This is a genomic window from Maritalea mobilis (assembly GCF_019800885.1).
Taxonomy (GTDB): Bacteria; Pseudomonadota; Alphaproteobacteria; order Rhodobacterales; family Rhodobacteraceae; genus Roseibacterium; species Roseibacterium beibuensis.
Genome location: NZ_JAHVKE010000013.1, coordinates 1 through 1,027, shown reverse-complemented (window position 1 = coordinate 1,027; position 1,027 = coordinate 1). Strand labels below are relative to the sequence as shown.

At 69.4% G+C, this 1,027-nt stretch carries 1 protein-coding gene; it reads right to left on the bottom strand.

What is annotated here, in order from left to right; translation table 11 throughout:
* On the bottom strand, positions 1-1,027 hold a 1,027-nt coding region (locus KUV65_RS18000; protein WP_222192117.1), incomplete at both ends, for a calcium-binding protein.

The window sequence follows — 1,027 nt, the reverse complement described above, 5'->3', positions numbered from 1 at the left end:
GAAATCCGATCCGTCGAAGCCGCCGGTATATCCGATGACGATGATGGCGTCGCCGCCTGCGAACTCGATCCGGCTGTTGACGCCGTTGTCGGTGATCGTCAGGTCCGCCAGCCCGTTCACCTGCGAGTGGCCGCTGAAGTCCAGCAGGTCGAGCCCGTCCTCCCAGCCCACGATGAAGTCGACGCCGCTGCCGTCCTCGAACACGAAGCTGTCCGCCCCGCCCCCGCCGAAGAACGAGTCGAACCCGGCGCCGCCCTCCAGCGTGTCCTGCCCGTCGCCCCCTGCCAGCACGTCGTTGTTCGACCCGCCGGTCAGCACGTCGTTGCCCCCGGCCCCCGACAGAACCACCGCGTCCGTCACCCCGGTGGCGTCCAGTACGTCGTTGCCGTCGCCGGAATTCACCCGCTCGATCCCGGTGCCCGCCAGGGAGAAGCTGAAATCGCCGTTGTCCAGCAGGAACAGGCGGTCATACCCGGCCCCGCCGTCGAAGGACTGGTCGGTGCTCTCGGCGAAGAACCGGTCGTCGCCCGCCCCGCCCTCGAAGGAATCCGAGCCGCCGTCGCCGAACAGGAAATCGTCCCCGTCGCCGCCGATCAGCACGTCGTCGCCCGCGCCGCCCGACAGCTGGTCCGTGGCCGAGCCGCCGGTCAGCGTGTCATTGCCGCCTTCGCCCGAGATCACGAGGCCCAGGGCCACGCCCGTGCCGTCGAAGGCGTCATCGCCGCTGCCGCCGATGACCCGCTCGATATTGGTGCCCGCAAGCGCCACGTTCACGCCGCCCGGGTCCACCGCGATCAGCCGGTCATAGCCGCCGCCGCCGTCGAAGAACGTGTCCTGCCCGTCGATGTAGAGATCGTCCGCCCCGGTCCCGCCCGAGAAACTGTCCGCGCCGTCATTGCCCTGCAGGATGTCAGACCCCCAGCCGCCGATCAGCACATCGTCGCCCGCCCCGCCACGCAGCAGGTTGCCATTGCCACCCGTCGCATTCAACGTGTCAGAGCCGGTGCCACCCTCCAGCGTGTCGGTC